Below are 15,576 nucleotides of genomic sequence, written 5' to 3'. Positions count from 1 at the left end.
AAAAACAAGCTATGTCAAATTCAGTTTCAGACCTTCGAGCATGGAAAAATCTGTTATAATAATAGAAAAGGAGAAGCGCATGCACAAGATTTTATTAGTAGAAGATGATCAGGTCATTCGTCAACAGGTCGGGAAAATGCTCTCTGAATGGGGATTTGAAGTGGTTCTGGTAGAAGACTTTATGGAAGTTTTGAGTCTGTTTGTCCAGTCGGAGCCTCATCTGGTCCTCATGGATATTGGGCTGCCCTTGTTTAATGGCTATCACTGGTGTCAGGAGATTCGCAAGATTTCCAAGGTGCCTATCATGTTTCTGTCTTCGAGAGACCAGGCTATGGATATTGTCATGGCAATCAATATGGGCGCGGATGACTTTGTGACCAAGCCTTTTGACCAGCAGGTTCTTTTAGCCAAGGTTCAGGGCTTGTTGCGTCGTTCCTATGAGTTTGGGCGTGACGAGAGTTTACTGGAATATGCTGGTGTGATTCTCAATACCAAATCAATGGATTTACATTATCAAGGGCAAGTCTTGAATTTGACCAAGAACGAATTCCAGATTTTACGCGTTTTGTTTGAGCATGCGGGCAATATTGTAGCGCGTGACGACCTCATGCGGGAACTTTGGAACAGCGACTTTTTTATTGATGATAATACGCTCTCTGTCAATGTGGCTCGATTGCGTAAAAAGTTGGAAGAGCAGGGCTTGGTAGGATTTATCGAAACCAAGAAAGGAATAGGGTACGGATTAAAGCATGCTTGATTGGAAACAATTTTCTCTAGCCTATCTGCGCTCCCGTAGTCGTCTTTTGATTTATCTGCTTTCTTTGACGTTTCTGGTCTTACTCTTTCAGTTTTTATTTGCTAGTCTAGGAATTTACTTTCTCTACTTTTTCCTGCTGTGTTGCTTTGTAACCATTTTATTTTTCGCTTGGGACATATTGGTGGAAATGCAGGTCTATCGCCAGGAACTTCTCTATGGGGAAAGGGAAGTCAAATCTCCATTGGAAAAAGTTTTGGCTGAAAAATTAGAAGCGCGTGAGATGGAACTCTATCAGCAAAGGTCAGATTCAGAAAGAAAACTGACGGATTTGCTGGATTACTACACCTTGTGGGTACATCAGATTAAGACCCCCATTGCAGCCAGTCAACTCTTAGTTGCAGAAGTAGCTGACCGCCAACTGAAGCAGCAGTTGGAACAGGAAATTTTCAAAATCGACTCCTATACCAATCTAGTTTTACAGTACCTGCGTTTAGAAAGTTTTCATGATGATTTGGTCTTAAAGCAGGTTCAAATTGAGGACTTGGTCAAGGAAATAATTCGTAAATATGCTCTTTTCTTTATTCAAAAAGGCCTAAATGTCAATCTACATGACCTTGATAAAGAAATCGTGACGGATAAAAAGTGGCTACTAGTGGTTACTGAGCAAATTATTTCAAACAGTCTCAAGTACACCAAGGAAGGTGGTCTGGAGATTTATATGGAAGGCCAGGAACTCTGTATCAAGGATACAGGAATCGGGATAAAAAACAGTGATGTCCTCCGAGTCTTTGAACGTGGTTTCTCAGGATACAATGGCCGTTTGACCCAGCAGTCCTCTGGACTTGGCCTTTATCTATCTAAGAAAATTTCTGAAGAACTGGGTCACCAGATTCGTATCGAGTCTGAGGTTGGAAAAGGAACGATAGTGCGGATTCAGTTTGCTCAAGTGAACTTAGTCCTTGAGTGAGAAGAGACAATGAGTTTTTACCCAATCTCTTTTTGCTATATTTCAGGATATTTGAAGACTGTTTTTTACAAAACCAATAATAGAATTTTTAATACGGAATATAGTATAAATACTGGTTCAAAGTGAAGTTTTGTATGCTTTATACTTTTATTGAGTATAAAATCTATAAACTAAGGGTGAATTACAAAAATTAATTTGAGATGAAGTGAATTGTAGACTTGGGAAATGTCTCCTATTCGATTTCAGAATGAATCGTTGATACAGGATTAAAAGAACTGCAGCTTTCTTTTTATTTTGAATGAGATAGGTGTATATAGATTTGTGTAACTGGTGTGGAACTGTTTCCAAGAATTTATTGAATGTATCGAATACACACATTCTATTGATTTTGAACCAGTTTTTAATTTCTAAATGTTACAATAGTTTTATCAAGTAAAAGGAGACTGCCATGATTGGAGACAATATAAAATTCTTACGAAAATCACATAATCTGATATAACCAGAATTTTCACGGATTGTGGGTGTGTCACGAAATAGCCTAAATCGTTAGAAAAACTGAAAAAGCTTACTTTCAATAGAAGTATTGGAAATATTCATTTTACATCTATCAAAGAAACATGGGATAGACCTATATTTTACAAAATAGCAAATTATATTTTGAATGATAGTAAAAACGGCAGTACTTGTGTGATTTACAATTATTGCACTCAATGTCCGAGTATCGCACTATCTGAAATAGGGAATAGTAGAGATTGTTCTGCGATATGTAAAAAAACGCATTAGAAAGGAGTATCGTATATGCTACCATATCTTAAAACTATTAGATGGTATCTCTTCTTTAATTTTCTTTTTGGTGTAGTATCGAATATCTGCACAGCTTTGTTACCGTATTTCACGCAGGCATTAATCAAAGGGGATTATCAAGTAGCTCTATATGGTTACTCTATGTCAGTGGCAGGCTATTTGAGTTGTAACTATATCCAAATGATACTTGATTGGAAGCAGGGGATTATCTTTTCGACTACTTTGAAAAATGAGTGGTTTCGTTCACTTCTGGGACTCAGTCACCACGATTTCAAGCAGAAAACAGTAGCAGAGTATATTTCCTATCAATCTAATGACCTAGATTCGTTGGAAAAGGATTACCTTCCTCCATTGATGAGTTTTATCAAACAAATTTTACGTATCATCATTTACGCTTTCATTATTAGCAGAACAATTAATCCTATTGTATCACTGATTTTAATCTTTTCTACTGGAATTAGTATTCAAATTCCTAAAATCGTTGGGAAGTTGACCGCTAATCGTAGACAGGTTTACTTGAAAAAACAAGGAGATTACTATCGAACTTTGGAGGATTTGCTCATGGGACATCATTTGGTAAATAAACTAACTATGTCGCATTTTTTGAATCAACAAAAGAGTTCTCTAAAGAATTTGCAGGATAAGTATTTTAAGTATGGTTTGACAAAAATTACAGGCATCTTATTGACAGGTGTTTCTTTTGAATTCATTAGTCTTGTTCTGTTTATTTATTTAGCCTACTCTCTATCTCACCAGCAACTCGGTATTCCTGAGGTGGTGGCGAGTTTCGGATATATTAATGCTTTTTCTGAACCAATACAGGAAATCCTTTATGATTTACAAATGTTAGAGTCCGTAAAGCCTGTAATCAAGAGTTTTCAAAACATTGTTGGGAGACCCGTTTCAGTTCAAGCACCTCAACATTCTTTTGATACGATTACTTTGAAAAACATTTCCAAACAACTGGGAGAATCAAAATTGATAATTACTTCCGCTACGATTCAAAAAGGGGATAAAATTGCGCTTATTGGTAAGAATGGGTCTGGAAAAAGTAGTCTTCTCAACATTTTAAATGGAACAGATGAAGATTTTGAAGGACAAATTGTGCTAGATGGGCTTGTTTTGGACCATCTTTGGGGAAGATTCGGTATGATTCTGCAACAAGAACATACATTTATTTCGAGTTATGAAAATAATGTAACGCTATTCAATAGTTTCAATGAAAAATTCAGAGAAGAAGATTTTGAAAAAATTCCACCACAATCCCTGTCAGGTGGTCAGCAACAACGAATGTATTTAAATCGTGAGAAAAATCGTAAAAATCCATTGCTTATTCTAGACGAACCTTTCTCTGCCTTGGATACTAATCAGTTTAAAATGGAATTGGAAAGAGTTCTGGAACTACCAAGTGCCGTCATTGTTACTTTACATCGCCAAAACGAATTATTAAGTAAGTTTGACCAAGTTTGGGAAATTAAGAATGGAGAACTTGTAATTTTGAAATAGCTAAATTATAAAGAATAAAACGCATAGTAACAAGGTCATTCTGAACCTGATATTATGCGTTTTTCTGATTTTAAGGACTTTTTACTAGATTCTTATTTCTCAACGCGTGATTTGTTGGCGATATCAGCAAGGATAGCTTGAACAAAGTCATCAACTGAGACAGTTTGTGTTTCTTTTTGGCCATAGCGACGAACGTTAACAGTTCCATCTTCCATTTCCTTGTCTCCAACAATCAATTGGTAAGGAATCTTGCTTGTTTGTGAAGCACGGATCTTGAACTGCATTTTTTCATTGCGCTCATCTACATCTGCACGGACACCGCGGTCACGGAGTTTCTTAGCCACTTCCCAAGCGTAGTCCACGTGTTTTTCGTTAGATACTGGGATGAGGGTTACTTGGTATGGTGCAAGCCATGTTGGGAAGGCACCCTTGTAGTTCTCAATCAAGATAGCTGTGAAGCGTTCCATAGTTGAGATAACTCCACGGTGGATCATAACTGGACGGTGCTCTTCGCCATCAGCTCCGATGTATTTAAGGTCGAAGCGTTCTGGAAGCAAGAAGTCAAGTTGGATAGTAGAAAGAGTTTCTTCTTTTCCAAGAGCGGTCTTAACTTGAATATCCAATTTTGGTCCATAAAAGGCTGCTTCACCTTCGGCTTCAAAGTAGTCCACGCCCATTTCATCAAGGGCTGCGCGAAGCATAGTTTGGGCATTCTCCCACATCTCATCGTTATCAAAGTACTTATGAGTATCTTGAGGGTCACGAAGAGAGAGGCGGAAGCGGTATTCAGTCAAGTTGAAGTCTTCATAAACATCGATAATCAACTGAAGGGCACGTTGGAATTCTTCTTGGATTTGTTCTGGAGTAACGAAGAGGTGACCGTCGTTGAGTGACATTTCACGCACACGTTGAAGACCAGTGAGGGAACCAGATTTTTCGTAACGGTGCATCATACCGATTTCAGCGATACGGATTGGCAATTCGCGGTATGAGTGAACATGGTGTTTGAAGACTTGGATGTGGTGTGGGCAGTTCATTGGACGAAGGACGAATTCTTCCCCGTCACCCATGTCCATAGTTGGGAACATGTCTTCTTGGTAATGATCCCAGTGACCAGAAGTCTTGTAAAGCTCAACAGAAGCAAGTGGTGGAGTGTAAACGTGTTGGTAGCCAGAAGCCAACTCTTTGTCAACAATGTAGCGTTCCAACTCACGACGAATAGTCGCACCATTTGGCAACCAGAATGGAAGTCCTTGACCAACCTCTTGAGAAATCATGAACAAATCAAGCTCTTTACCAAGTTTACGGTGGTCACGTTCCTTAGCTTCTTCACGCATTTGAAGGTAGTTTTTCAAGTCTTTCTTGTCAAACCAAGCTGTACCGTAGATACGTTGCATCATAGCGTTGTCGCTATTTCCGCGCCAATAAGCACCTGCTACATGGAGAAGGTGGAAGATTTGGATATGACCTGTTGAAGGGACGTGTGGGCCACGGCAAAGGTCTACATATTCACCCTGACGATAGATAGTCAAACCACCTTCGTCTTCTGAGTGTTCTTCAATCAATTCTAACTTGTAAGGGTCGTTCTTGAAGATTTCACGTGCCTCGTCTTTAGTCACTTCTTCACGAATTGATGGGAAGTTTTCTTTAACGATTTTTTGCATTTCTTCTTCGATACGAGGAAGGTCTTCGTTAGAGATTTGACCAGCTGTGTTGTCAGTATCGTAGTAGAAACCATCTTCGATGGCTGGACCAACTCCCAAGTGAATGTCTGGGAAAAGATGACGAGCTGCTTGGGCGAACAAGTGAGCGGCTGAGTGACGCAAGATTGGAAGGGCATCTTCGTGATCAGGTGTCACGATTTCAATGCTTCCATCTTCAGTGATAGCACGAGTAGTGTCGATGAGTTTGCCGTTGAATTTACCAGCTAAGGCTTTTTTAGCTAGGGAATTGCTGATAGATTGGGCAATTTCAAAAGTTGTAACGCCAGATTCGAATTCACGAACAGCGCCATCTGGGAAAGTAATGTTAATCATGATGTTCTCCTTACTTATATTATTGACGAATGTGTTAACCCTATTCTGAAAACAGGGATAGAGGATTGTGAAAGCTAGAAAAACAAAAAGCGACATCCTCGAAAGGACGTCGCAACGTGGTTCCACCTTCATTTATGTACCTCAAAAGAGAGGAACACCTCTGATCGGCTCTAACGTAGCCACCGTTTTATGTTTTCATAAAAACTCAAGAGTAGTATCAGTTTAGGCTTCCTATGCGTTTCCAGCAACCACGCACTCTCTAGTAGAAAGGGACTAAGTGACTTGTCTCTATGGATTATTATAGCATGATTGTGAGATTTTTCAAGGATTTTGTGAAAGTTTTTTGTTTTTCATTTTTTGTAGAATATGCTTGATACCAATACCGGAAGCCATGCCGACCAGAGCAACTGTTTCATAGATTAGCAAGTAAATTAGTATAAACTCACCAAAGGTTATGATAGTAAAGTAAAAGAGCAGTCCGTTACCAACTAACCATCAAAGTGAGAAACGGAAACGGTAGCTATAGAGTAACGATACAATCAAGATTACCAGAGGTGTAAAGAAGAGAATATTATTTACGTAGAGACTCTTGAGCAAAAGGGGGTCAGAAATAATTAGTGATAACAACTGATAAAGTGGCCAATAAAAGAAAAATATGACCAGATAGTAGGGGAGATGGGAATAGAATCTAGGCATGATAATCACCTCGTTTAAAAACAGATAACTTAGATCTCTTGATATGATTATTATAGCATGTTTAAAACAAGAAAGTAAATCTGTTGACAAAGAAGTTAGTTATTGGTAGAATAGGGATTGTCGTAAAGACAAATAACTTCTTCTTGGTTACAGGCATGCCAACCTGTCACTCGGATGAAGCCAAATAAAAAGGAGAAACATCATGGCAATCTCAAAAGAGAAAAAAAATGAAATCATCGCACAATATGCACGTCACGAAGGTGATACAGGTTCAGTAGAGGTTCAAGTTGCTGTCCTTACTTGGGAAATCAACCACCTTAACGAACACATCAAACAACACAAAAAAGACCACGCTACTTACCGTGGATTGATGAAAAAAATCGGTCGCCGTCGTAACTTGCTTGCATACTTGCGTAAAAACGACGTTAACCGTTACCGTGAGTTAATCAACTCTCTAGGACTTCGTCGTTAATCTTGCGTCTAAACCGTTTCTATACTTCGTTGGCTTCGGCTCGATGTACCATTAGTACAATCTTCGCCTCGTCGCCTAGTCTATAAACGGTTTATCCAGCAAGACTGGAGCTCTCTGATTTTCAGAGGGCTTTTTACTTTTGTTACCTTACTTCGATATACTCAAGTATAATCTTCGGTTACAGTTCCTAGCACTGTAAGGTAAAATAAACCAGAATGATCTCCCTTCGGGGAGATTTTTTTGTTTCACTAAAAATTTTGTACAACCTTCGCCTCGTCGCCTAGTCTATAAACGTTTTATCCAGCAAGACTGGAGCTCTCGGACTTCAGAGGGCTTTTTTATTGAGGTTTTATCGGTCACAATTTTGGAGACCACAAAAACCTCAAATGGTATCAGCTAATTACACCATAAGGGTGCGTAGCTACTCGGCTTGAAATGCCGAGTAGCTGTCTGCAAGCCCCTTCGGAGAGCCCACACTTTACGAAGTAAAGTATAGTATGTTATACTTTACATGGAAGTAGTCACCGAATTCCAGTTAGAAATTACTTTGTAACTACGTTTTGAGGAGGAGTAAAATGCTTTCCTATGTTCGACATTACCCACTAGCGATAGCTAAATTAATGTGTCTGTGCTCTCCTAAAATCTGCTGATTTATTACTGACCAATACAGGAGGTTTTTTATGGGACAGACAATCATATCTGCTATTGGTGTTTATATTTCCACCAGTATCGATTATTTAATTATTTTATTTATTTTATTTGCACAGCTATCACAGAATAAACAAAAATGGCATATTTATGCGGGGCAATATCTAGGCACAGGCTTACTTGTAGGGGCGAGTTTAGTTGCTGCTTATGTCGTTAATTTCGTGCCTGAAGAATGGATGGTTGGATTGCTTGGTTTAATCCCTATCTATTTAGGGATTCGCTTTGCAATTGTTGGAGAAGGTGAGGAAGAAGAGGAAGAAGAGGAAGAAATTATTGAAAGATTAGAACAAAGCAAGGCAAATCAACTGTTTTGGACAGTTACATTGCTAACAATTGCGTCTGGCGGAGATAATTTAGGTATCTATATACCTTATTTTGCTTCATTAGATTGGTCACAGACCCTCGTGGCCTTGCTTGTGTTTGTAATCGGCATAATTATCTTATGCGAGATTAGTCGGGTATTATCCTCTATTCCCTTAATATTCGAGACAATTGAAAAATACGAGCGAATCATTGTGCCCTTAGTATTCATTCTACTTGGACTATACATCATGTATGAAAATGGCACGATAGAGACTTTTCTGACCGTGTAGATTTTTTTGTTTCACTAGGATTTTATCCCGAGCTCAAATTGGCTCTCGGACTTCAGAGGGCTTTTTTGTTGTCACCTTCCCTCGATATCTTCAAGTATAATCTTCGGTTACGATTATTAGCACTGTAAGACCAATTATATTTATTTTTCTCATCTTGTTCCATTGTTGAAAATATGGTATACTTTTCATGAGAATTTTCTAAATTTTTAAGATTCTATCAAAGGAGGTTTTCATGCTTTCCAAATTTTCTGGAAGCCGACAAGACCAGCAATTTGTGTTACTTTTAGTTGTTTTGCTAGGTATTTTAGGGATTTCTCTCTTTCTAGCAGTTTCAATGGGATCTGTTGCGATTGATCTAGGAGATACCTATCGGATTATTTTGAGCAGGTTGGGATTTCCTCTTGAGATAGGAGAGGTTTCCAAGTCTACTCTTGCCATTGTATGGAACATGAGATTCCCTCGAGTATTGTTAGGTCTGATAGTAGGAGCAGGCCTTTCTATGTGTGGTAGTGTGATGCAGTCTACAGTGAACAATCCCATCGCTGAGCCTTATGTCTTAGGAATATCTGCGGGTGCAACTCTAGGAGCAACCTTGAGCATCATTCTTGGTTTAAAAGTGATGATTAGCCTTGGAGCTTTTCTTGGAGCTATTTTGGCAACAATTGCTGTCCTCATCATTGCCTCTATGCAGGGAAGGATGACGACTTCTAGTCTGATTTTATCAGGAACGGTGGTCAACGCTCTCTTTCTGGCATTTTCAAACTTTATTATCTCAGTCGGAGCTAATGCGGACAGTGTGATGACCATTAAATTTTGGACCATGGGCTCTCTTGCCGGGACTACCTGGTCTGACTTGGTCCTGCCAACTATAGTAGTAGGAATGGCCTTTCTATTTTTCTCTACTCAGTATCGTGTTTTCAATGCGATGATGATGGGAGATGAGGCTGCTTTAACTTTGGGAATTCCCTTACGCTTTTATTGGTATCTTTATGTGACCATGGTGGCTGTGCTGACAGCAGTTTTAGTGGCAACCTGTGGGATTATTGGATTTGTCGGTCTGATTACTCCACATTTAGCTCGAGGGTTAGTAGGAACGAATTACAAGAGGCTTTTTCCTGTTGCAACCTTGCTAGGTGCCCTCTTTGTCATTTGGGCAGACGTACTCTCTCGTATCATCATTCCAAACGCAGAGCTTCCTATTGGTATTTTCACAGCCTTGGTAGGTGCTCCCTTCTTTATCTACATTGTTGGGGGTAGGCGAAGGGAGGTGAGGGTCTGATATGGACTTGATTTGTCAGGATGTCCACTTTGGACTAGGAGAGAAAAAAATCCTCAAAGGAGTCTCTCTTAAGGTTGAAGGGAATCAATTTCACACGATACTAGGACCAAATGGAAGTGGAAAAACCAGTCTACTTAAACTCCTTTATCGTCAGGAAAAGGTGGACAAAGGCTTGATAAGCCTAGATGGAAAGCCTCTGGAACAATGGACGCTCAAAGAAACAGCCAAGCAAATGGCAGTTGTGACCCAGTTTAACCAGCTGCAGTTTGATTGTACAGTTGAGGAAATCGTCTTGCTGGGAAGAACTCCCCACCTCTCTTTTTTACAGAAGGAAAAGGAAAGAGATTATGTTCTCGTTCAAGATGCTCTTGTCAAGGTGGATATGCTCGAGAAGAAAACTCGTCTCTATTCGTCTCTGTCAGGGGGAGAGAAACAGCGAGTTTTGTTAGCTCGCGCCTTGGCGCAAGAACCGACTCTCTTGCTCCTAGACGAACCAACCAACCATCTGGATATCAAGTATCAGCTAGACTTGTTAGCCATTGTGAAAAATCTCAAGATCAATGTTCTAGCTGTCCTACATGATATTCAACTTGCTTGTCGCTATTCGGATTATCTCTATCTGATGAAAGAGGGAGAAATCCTTTACCAAGGGACCCCAAAGGAGACCATCACCCCTGAGTCATTGCAAACTGTATACGGAGTTCAAAGTCAGGTTACTTGGACCGAGGATCAGCAAGCCATGATTCACTATTTATAAGAATGAAAAGGAAAACAAGATGAAAAAAACACTTAGTATTTTACTGGTAACAGTAGCTACCTTAACTTTGGCAGCTTGTGGTAACACTACTACAGAAAAAGCTACTACACAATCTAGCACAGAAACAAGTCAAAAGGCGAGCACAGAGACGACTTATCCCCTTACAGTCAAAACCTATGATGCTAAGGGAAATGAAGTCGAACAAGTCTTTGACAAGGCACCTGAAAAAGTTATCACAAATAACCTTTCAACTACTGAAATCTTATTGGAGTTAGGGCTGAAGGATAAAATTGCTGGTATGCTCAACCCTGATAATGCTGTGATGGATAAATACAAGGATGCTATTGCAGCTATTCCTCAGATCGGGGATAAAAAAACAGTCTCACAAGAGACAGTCCTTTCTTATGAGCCAGATGCAGTGATGGGGCGAAACATGATGTTTTCTGAAAAATCCTTGGGGGCAGTTAGCACTTGGAATGAAAATAAAATCCCAGTCTATACGCAAAAAGCTTCTCTCTCAACGATTCAGCAAGATTTGGGAAATATTGTAGAAGATGTCAAAAATCTGGGAATGATTTTTAATGTTCAGGACAAGGCTAATGAATACGCAGCTCAATTACAAGCTAAAATTGACGCTGTTAAGAAAGCAAATCCAGCAAGCCAAGGTGAAAAGAAAAAGGCTTTGATTATGGTTGCATATAATGATCAAACCTTTGGTGCCTACAAGTCTGCTTTGCAAGAAAGCCTGCTGAACCAACTTGGTTATACAAACGTTGCTACGGGGACATCAGGCTTGACCTTGGAAAATCTCGTGTCAATGGATCCTGAATTGATTATCTATGTAACCAGCGATCGCAATAAAAAATTGGATGAAAAAGCAGTAGAGTTGATGAAGGCAAATGCTGTTTTGGAAAGCGTTGCTGCTATTAAGAATCAAAAAATCATGACCATCTCTTACGATGAATTGATGGACTATGGTCCAGCAGTGATTGATTCCCTTGAGAAAATCAATGACTTTATCAATAAATAATGAGTTTGATTGGGAAGGAATTCAAGTCAAAATCAGCCTTCCCTCTAACTACGACCCCAATCAAACCTATCCGGCTATTTTATTGAATGATGGAAACTTGGATTTCCTATCCTCCCTTTCCGAATCTGTGATTTTAGTGGGCTTGACCTCTAAAAATCGCTTAGACGACTACACTCCCTGGAAGGCATCGGCTCTGAGAGATGGGACTCCAGATTTTGGAGGTCAGGCCAACGTCTATCATGGTCATTTGTTTGGAGGTCTTTTGGACAAGTTGCAATCGCTTTATCGACTGGATGAAGCACGTCTTGCATACGGAGGTTATTCACTAGGTGGCTTGGCGGCAGTCTACAGTCTTTTCAGCTTTGACAGGGTTTCCTGTGTTTTCTCTATCTGCGGTTCTTTTTGGTATCCTGATTTTGTGGCTTACTGTAAGGAAGAGACAGTGAAAAATCTAAACTGTTTGCTGTATTTACAGAATGGTCAAACAGAAGGAGCACACCATACTAATCGTTTGGCTCAAGCACCAGTCTATGCCGAGAAGATTCATACTAGTCTTCAGAAAAGCTATCCGACCGGTCAGTTTGTCTTTGATCCTTATGGACACCACGAACAAGTGGATGAGCGATTTCTCGCCTTTTCTAGCTGGTTGGCCCAAAAATGGAAAATCGAATAAAAGAATTATCCCTTGGCAAAAGCCAAGGGATTGTTGTATTTATTTAACCAAGTTTTTCTCTCTTCTTATCTGGATTCCATACGAAGCTTGCGATAAAGCTAAAGATGATGGTTAGGATAGCGAGGATAATGGCAAGGATGAGAGCAGGGATGCGGATAAACCACCAGAGTGGGTTTGGTTTTTTATGGTTGTGCCATTGTTTGGTTTCTTGGTCCAGACGTTGAAATTCTGTTTGGATGCGATTTGCAACCATGTCGATACCTTCATCATTCATTTTCTTAATATCGGAAATATCGATTGGATTTCCAAAGTTCATATCGACACGCTCGCGGCTAACCAATCCCTTCAAAGTCATGGGACCTGTGTAGGTAACAGGCATGATACGGACCTTGGCCATTTTGGCAATCAGAGCAACTCCCCCCTTGACATCGTTTGAGTGACGGCTTCCACTTGGAAACATGATGAGAGAGCGGTCGCTTTTTTTGAGAACATTGATAGGATATTTGATGGCTGAAGCGTTAGGATTTTCACGGTCAATAGGAAAGGCACCACACATACGAATCCACCATCCAAAGATACGGTTGGTGAAGAGTTCTTTTTTAGCCATAAAGATGAACTGTTTTGGCTTGGTCGCAAAGGCCATGTAAACAGGATCCCACCAGGTACGGTGAGGCGCAACTAAAATATAATTTTCATCTTGATTAGGAATTTTATCAGTATTATGATAGTGGGCATTGCCATTGATGGACCATAGGAGCAAGACAACCAATCCACGTAAATAAGTATAAAACATGCGATCTCCTTCGATTATTTTCTTGTTATTATTATACCTTATCAAAGGAGGGCTGGCAAACTTTTCCCTTGACTAGGTGCATATTTAGGATGAGATTAGAATTCTTTTAGAAAAAATGATATGATAGAATTTATGGATAAAAATAAGATTATGGGATTAACCCAAAGAGAAGTCAAGGAAAGACAGGCTAAGGGCTTGGTCAATGATTTTACCGCATCAGCCAGTACCAGCACTTGGCAAATCGTTAAACGAAATGTCTTTACTCTTTTTAACGCTTTAAACTTTGCCATTGCTTTGGCCCTTGCCTTTGTGCAGGCTTGGAGCAATCTGGTCTTCTTTGCCGTTATCTGCTTTAACGCTTTTTCTGGAATTGTGACCGAGCTACGGGCTAAACACATGGTGGACAAGCTCAATCTCATGACCAAGGAAAAGGTCAAAACTATTCGTGATGGTCAAGAAGTGGCTCTGAATCCTGAAGAATTGGTGTTAGGAGATGTCATTCGTCTGTCTGCTGGAGAGCAGATTCCCAGTGATGCCTTGGTTTTGGAAGGCTTTGCGGAAGTCAATGAAGCCATGTTGACGGGGGAAAGTGATTTGGTGCAAAAGGAAGTGGATGCCTTGCTTTTGTCAGGAAGTTTCTTAGCCAGTGGGGCAGTTTTAGCTCGTGTCCATCATATAGGTGCAGACAACTATGCTGCCAAACTCATGCTGGAAGCCAAGACCGTTAAACCTATCAACTCCCGTATCATGAAATCGCTGGACAAGTTAGCAGGTTTTACTGGAAAGATTATCATTCCTTTTGGTCTGGCTCTCTTGCTAGAAGCCTTGATGTTGAAAGGTCTGCCTCTCAAGTCATCCGTTGTAAATTCGTCGACAGCCCTGCTGGGAATGTTGCCTAAGGGAATTGCCCTTTTGACCATTACTTCGCTCTTGACAGCGGTGATTAAGTTGGGCTTGAAAAAGGTCTTGGTTCAGGAAATGTACTCTGTTGAGACCTTGGCGCGCGTGGATATGCTCTGTCTGGACAAGACAGGCACCATCACCCAAGGAAAGATGCAGGTGGAGGATGTTCTTCCTTTGACCGAAGAGTATGGAGAGTCAGCGCTTGCTAGCATCTTGGCCAGCTATATAGCCCATAGTGAGGATAAAAATCCAACAGCTCAAGCTATTCGAAAGCGTTTTGTGGGAGAAGTTACTTATCCTATGATTTCGAATCTCCCCTTCTCGAGCGACCGCAAGTGGGGAGCTATGGAGTTAGAAGGTTTGGGAACAGTTTTCTTAGGGGCGCCTGAGATGTTGCTGGCTTCTGAGGTCCCAGAAGCCAGAGAGGCCTTGGAGAGAGGTTCACGTGTCTTGGTCTTAGCTCTCAGTCAGGAGAAATTAGACCATCACAAACCACAAAAACCATCTGATATTCAGGCTCTAGCCTTGCTGGAAATCTTGGACCCGATTCGAGAGGGAGCAGCAGAGACGCTGGACTATCTCCGTTCTCAGGAAGTGGGGCTCAAGATTATCTCTGGTGATAATCCAGTCACTGTTTCAAGTATTGCCCAAAAAGCAGGTTTTGTAGACTATCAGAGCTATGTAGATTGTTCGAAAATCACGGATGAGGAATTGGTTGCTATGGCTGAGGAGACAGCTATTTTCGGACGGGTTTCCCCTCATCAAAAGAAACTCATCATCCAAACGCTGAAAAAAGCGGGGCATACAACAGCTATGACAGGGGACGGGGTCAATGATATCTTGGCCCTTCGTGAGGCGGATTGTTCCATCGTAATGGCGGAAGGGGATCCAGCGACTCGTCAGATTGCCAATCTGGTTCTCTTGAACTCTGACTTTAATGATGTTCCTGAGATTCTCTTTGAAGGTCGTCGCGTGGTCAATAACATTGCCCATATCGCACCGATTTTCTTGATAAAGACCATCTACTCATTCTTGCTCGCAGTCATCTGTATTGCTAGTGCTCTTCTGGGACGGTCTGAATGGATCTTGATTTTCCCCTTCATTCCGATCCAGATTACCATGATTGACCAGTTCGTGGAAGGTTTCCCACCATTCGTTCTGACTTTTGAGCGAAATATCAAACCTGTTGAGCCAAATTTCCTCAGAAGATCCATGCTTCGTGCCCTACCAAGTGCTCTCATGGTTGTGTTCAGCGTTCTTTTTGTGAAAATATTTGGAAGTAGCCAAGGTTGGTCTGAGTTAGAAATCTCAACTCTACTCTATTACCTCTTGGGGTCAATTGGTTTCTTATCCGTATTTAGAGCCTGCATGCCATTTACCCTATGGCGTGTCCTCTTGATTGTTTGGTCAGTAGGAGGCTTCCTAGCCACAGCTCTCTTCCCAAGAATTCAAAAACTGCTTGAAATTTCAACCTTAACAGGACAAACATTACCTGTTTATGGTGTCATGATGTTGGTCTTTATAGTGATTTTCATCCTGACTAGTCGCTATCAAGCCAGAAAATAAAGAAAGGCTGCAATCTGTGGATTGCGGTCTTTTTAG

At 40.6% G+C, this 15,576-nt stretch carries 12 protein-coding genes and 2 pseudogenes; 10 read left to right on the top strand and 4 right to left on the bottom strand.

Annotation, left to right across the window (positions count from 1 at the left end):
* Nucleotides 1–79: 79 nt before the first annotated feature.
* The 3 genes from OC530_RS06235 to OC530_RS06225 all read left to right on the top strand — a co-directional run bounded on the left by OC530_RS06235 (nucleotide 80) and on the right by OC530_RS06225 (nucleotide 4,034).
* On the top strand, nucleotides 80–757 hold the full coding sequence (locus tag OC530_RS06235) for a response regulator transcription factor (protein WP_000548991.1): 678 nt from the start codon (nucleotides 80–82) through the stop codon (nucleotides 755–757).
* A complete protein-coding gene (locus tag OC530_RS06230; RefSeq protein WP_262080589.1) occupies nucleotides 750–1,724 on the top strand; it encodes a sensor histidine kinase in 975 nt (324 codons plus the stop codon). The genes OC530_RS06235 and OC530_RS06230 overlap by 8 nt, the downstream gene beginning before the upstream one ends.
* 798 nt (nucleotides 1,725–2,522) lie before the next feature.
* Nucleotides 2,523–4,034 (top strand): ABC transporter ATP-binding protein, encoded by a 1,512-nt coding sequence (locus OC530_RS06225; protein WP_004242726.1) that lies wholly within the window; start codon nucleotides 2,523–2,525, stop codon nucleotides 4,032–4,034.
* A gap of 92 nt (nucleotides 4,035–4,126) precedes the next feature.
* Here the strand turns inward: OC530_RS06225 and thrS are convergent, their stop codons facing one another.
* From thrS to OC530_RS10215, 3 genes and pseudogenes are all read right to left on the bottom strand, one after another.
* Nucleotides 4,127–6,070 (bottom strand): threonine--tRNA ligase, encoded by a 1,944-nt coding sequence (gene thrS / locus OC530_RS06220; RefSeq protein WP_262080566.1) that lies wholly within the window; start codon nucleotides 6,068–6,070, stop codon nucleotides 4,127–4,129.
* A gap of 40 nt (nucleotides 6,071–6,110) precedes the next feature.
* Nucleotides 6,111–6,291: pseudogene (locus OC530_RS10250) on the bottom strand (hypothetical protein).
* A 100-nt stretch (nucleotides 6,292–6,391) separates the two neighbouring features.
* A pseudogene (locus OC530_RS10215) lies at nucleotides 6,392–6,766 on the bottom strand (hypothetical protein).
* 202 nt (nucleotides 6,767–6,968) lie between these two features.
* On the opposite strand from OC530_RS10215, the gene rpsO reads away from it, so the two are divergent.
* From rpsO to OC530_RS06190, 6 genes are all read left to right on the top strand, one after another.
* Nucleotides 6,969–7,238, top strand: coding sequence for a 30S ribosomal protein S15 (gene rpsO, locus OC530_RS06215; RefSeq protein WP_001018251.1), 270 nt, complete (start codon nucleotides 6,969–6,971; stop codon nucleotides 7,236–7,238).
* 680 nt (nucleotides 7,239–7,918) lie between these two features.
* The gene (locus OC530_RS06210; protein WP_000531713.1) at nucleotides 7,919–8,539 is read left to right on the top strand and encodes a CadD family cadmium resistance transporter; all 621 of its coding nucleotides are present in this window, start codon (nucleotides 7,919–7,921) and stop codon (nucleotides 8,537–8,539) included.
* Between the two features lie 232 nt (nucleotides 8,540–8,771).
* Nucleotides 8,772–9,818 carry an iron ABC transporter permease gene (locus tag OC530_RS06205; RefSeq protein ID WP_262080556.1) on the top strand — a complete coding sequence of 349 codons (1,047 nt, stop codon included), beginning with the start codon at nucleotides 8,772–8,774 and terminating at the stop codon, nucleotides 9,816–9,818.
* A gap of 1 nt (nucleotide 9,819) precedes the next feature.
* A complete protein-coding gene (locus tag OC530_RS06200; protein WP_262080554.1) occupies nucleotides 9,820–10,575 on the top strand; it encodes an ABC transporter ATP-binding protein in 756 nt (251 codons plus the stop codon).
* 19 nt (nucleotides 10,576–10,594) lie between these two features.
* Nucleotides 10,595–11,605 carry an ABC transporter substrate-binding protein gene (locus OC530_RS06195; protein ID WP_262080553.1) on the top strand — a complete coding sequence of 337 codons (1,011 nt, stop codon included), beginning with the start codon at nucleotides 10,595–10,597 and terminating at the stop codon, nucleotides 11,603–11,605.
* The gene (locus OC530_RS06190; protein ID WP_262080552.1) at nucleotides 11,586–12,278 is read left to right on the top strand and encodes an alpha/beta hydrolase-fold protein; all 693 of its coding nucleotides are present in this window, start codon (nucleotides 11,586–11,588) and stop codon (nucleotides 12,276–12,278) included. The genes OC530_RS06195 and OC530_RS06190 overlap by 20 nt, the downstream gene beginning before the upstream one ends.
* A 43-nt stretch (nucleotides 12,279–12,321) precedes the next feature.
* Here OC530_RS06190 and OC530_RS06185 read toward each other — a convergent pair whose 3' ends face one another.
* The gene (locus OC530_RS06185) at nucleotides 12,322–13,071 is read right to left on the bottom strand and encodes a 1-acyl-sn-glycerol-3-phosphate acyltransferase (protein ID WP_262080550.1); all 750 of its coding nucleotides are present in this window, start codon (nucleotides 13,069–13,071) and stop codon (nucleotides 12,322–12,324) included.
* Nucleotides 13,072–13,203: 132 nt separating this feature from the next.
* Here OC530_RS06185 and OC530_RS06180 point away from each other — a divergent pair, with 132 nt between their 5' ends.
* Nucleotides 13,204–15,540 carry a cation-translocating P-type ATPase gene (locus OC530_RS06180; protein ID WP_262081000.1) on the top strand — a complete coding sequence of 779 codons (2,337 nt, stop codon included), beginning with the start codon at nucleotides 13,204–13,206 and terminating at the stop codon, nucleotides 15,538–15,540.
* Nucleotides 15,541–15,576: the final 36 nt, after the last annotated feature.

This window comes from Streptococcus sp. Marseille-Q5619 (assembly GCF_946901205.1).
In the GTDB taxonomy this organism is placed as follows: Bacteria; Bacillota; Bacilli; order Lactobacillales; family Streptococcaceae; genus Streptococcus.
The sequence above is the reverse complement of the archived record's forward strand: the minus strand, read 5'-3'. Positions and strand labels throughout refer to the sequence as shown.

Excerpts from the sequence above, each read along its gene's own strand:
- OC530_RS06235 (WP_000548991.1), top strand. The coding sequence starts at position 80 with ATGCACAAGATTTTATTAGTAGAAGATGATCAGGTCATTCGTCAACAG.
- OC530_RS06230 (WP_262080589.1), top strand. The coding sequence starts at position 750 with ATGCTTGATTGGAAACAATTTTCTCTAGCCTATCTGCGCTCCCGTAGT.
- OC530_RS06225 (WP_004242726.1), top strand. The coding sequence starts at position 2,523 with ATGCTACCATATCTTAAAACTATTAGATGGTATCTCTTCTTTAATTTT.
- thrS (WP_262080566.1), bottom strand. The coding sequence starts at position 6,070 with ATGATTAACATTACTTTCCCAGATGGCGCTGTTCGTGAATTCGAATCT.
- rpsO (WP_001018251.1), top strand. The coding sequence starts at position 6,969 with ATGGCAATCTCAAAAGAGAAAAAAAATGAAATCATCGCACAATATGCA.
- OC530_RS06210 (WP_000531713.1), top strand. The coding sequence starts at position 7,919 with ATGGGACAGACAATCATATCTGCTATTGGTGTTTATATTTCCACCAGT.
- OC530_RS06205 (WP_262080556.1), top strand. The coding sequence starts at position 8,772 with ATGCTTTCCAAATTTTCTGGAAGCCGACAAGACCAGCAATTTGTGTTA.
- OC530_RS06200 (WP_262080554.1), top strand. The coding sequence starts at position 9,820 with ATGGACTTGATTTGTCAGGATGTCCACTTTGGACTAGGAGAGAAAAAA.
- OC530_RS06195 (WP_262080553.1), top strand. The coding sequence starts at position 10,595 with ATGAAAAAAACACTTAGTATTTTACTGGTAACAGTAGCTACCTTAACT.
- OC530_RS06190 (WP_262080552.1), top strand. The coding sequence starts at position 11,586 with ATGACTTTATCAATAAATAATGAGTTTGATTGGGAAGGAATTCAAGTC.
- OC530_RS06185 (WP_262080550.1), bottom strand. The coding sequence starts at position 13,071 with ATGTTTTATACTTATTTACGTGGATTGGTTGTCTTGCTCCTATGGTCC.
- OC530_RS06180 (WP_262081000.1), top strand. The coding sequence starts at position 13,204 with ATGGATAAAAATAAGATTATGGGATTAACCCAAAGAGAAGTCAAGGAA.